Source organism: Rhodopirellula maiorica SM1, from assembly GCF_000346295.1.
GTDB classification, from domain to species: domain Bacteria; phylum Planctomycetota; class Planctomycetia; order Pirellulales; family Pirellulaceae; genus Novipirellula; species Novipirellula maiorica.
This window is the reverse complement of the sequence record NZ_ANOG01000621.1, coordinates 1-1,735: the sequence shown is the minus strand read 5'-3', so window position 1 is coordinate 1,735 and position 1,735 is coordinate 1. Positions and strand designations below refer to the sequence as shown.

At 54.4% G+C, this 1,735-nt stretch carries 2 protein-coding genes; one reads left to right on the top strand and one right to left on the bottom strand.

The features are described 5' to 3' along the window. Window positions 1-316 (top strand): hypothetical protein (locus tag RMSM_RS42825; protein ID WP_040768373.1); only part of this gene is annotated, 316 nt, incomplete at its 5' end. Window positions 317-438: 122 nt separating this feature from the next. On the opposite strand, the gene RMSM_RS19925 is transcribed toward RMSM_RS42825, so the two are convergent. Next, on the bottom strand, window positions 439-1,735 hold a 1,297-nt coding region (locus RMSM_RS19925), incomplete at its 5' end, for a sulfatase family protein (protein ID WP_144057797.1).

Genomic DNA, 1,735 nt, shown 5'->3' with positions numbered 1-1,735 from the left:
GTGTCACCGCAGCCCTGCTGATGTTGGGCGTGATTGCGCCGTACGGTTTTCATGGCCTTACAACCGGCGGCCCTCACAACAATACGGGCTTCAGGAGTTCACCAATTGGATTTGGACAATCGAACGAACGTTTAGCCGTACCTCCTTTAACGAAGCAGTCGCATTGATCGCCTTCCTGACCGGTGCAGCGTTGTTCATCGTGAATCTGTTTCTACTGATTCGCGAATTTTCGTATCGCCGCGTCGCCGTCCCCGCACGTGTTATCGCCGACAGCGAAGAAACAAAGATTCTCGAAGCGGGGAACGAAGCACTCTAACACGTCTCGCGCTCAAATCTGCGATAGCGTTTTAGCCAAACGCCGCGAAGCATTTTCTCTATAACGTCTGTACGACTTTGACGTAGCAAAATGCTTCACAGCGCTGACGTTAGCGGCCCTTGTTAGCGGCTCGGCGCACTGCGGCCGCTGGCGAGCGATTCTTCTAGAAGCGAACTCAGCTGTTCGACAATCTCGGGATGCGTAGCCGCCAAATTCTGCGTCTCGCCGGGATCGGTTTCCAGATCATACAGTTGTCCTGCAGCCTCGGGGGCTGTGTCGGGTAACCGATACTCTTTCAGCTGGGGGTGCGTGTCATAGTTGTTGCCCCCCGATCCTTTGTGTGCCAAGTATTTCCATCGTCCTCGCCGGATCGCCAAGTATTTGCGACCGCCAAACCCTTGCTGCAATACATACGGACGAATCGGATCCTTGGGGGCTGCGTCCAACATGACGGGCAGCATGCTGAAACTGTCTTCGCCCGCATCGTTGGGAAGCGGCGTGTTGATGATCTCGGCGATTGTTGCCATCACGTCGGTCAGCGAAGTGATTTCCGATGATGTTGTCCCTGCCGGCACTTTGCCGGGCCAGCGGACGAGAAACGGAACGCGGTGGCCGCCTTCCCAATTATCGCGTTTGACGCCTCGCCACGGACGTGCCCCGTCATGACCGTGATCATGTCGCATGTGATAGATCGTAGGGACCTCGGGACCGTTGTCGCTCGTAAAAATGACCAGCGTATTGTCGTCGATATCGAGACGTTCCAGCGTCTTCATCAATTCGCCGACAACATAGTCCAACTCGAAAATGAAATCGCCATGCGGCCCTGAATCGGTCTTGCCTTTGAACGCTTTTCCGGGAAATGACGGCAAGTGAACCGCTTGCGTGCTGTGCAGCAAAAAAAAAGGTTTGTCCGGCGTTTCTGCCACATGTTTGGTGAGAAAATCTTGACTCTTTTTCAGAAAGACCATGTCGACTTCTTCGAGATCAAAGTCCGGTGCCACCATGCCACGACGGTTGTCGCGTGAATAAGGATGCTTTGGAAGCGTCGACTGATCGAGCCGTTCGATGGGCGGATTAGGAATCTGTTTGCCATCGATAAATGCGTACAACCAATCGGTCGTCGGACAGCAAGCGGTACCAAAAAAGTGATCGAATCCACAATCCACCGGGCCACCGTCGATGGGACGCGAGTAGTCAATTCGCTGGACCGCTTCGAGATTTCCATGATGGATCGGTTGCCCATCGTGATCGTAAAACGTCAACCCAATGTGCCACTTGCCAAAGCACGCGGTGGTGTATCCTTGTTGCCGTAGCATTGACGGCAATGTCACTTTTCCCGGAGCAATCAACGGAGGGTCCGCCAGCGCCTGAAATACACGACCTCCGTTGGGAACTCCGAAACGCATCTGGCCGGTCAGC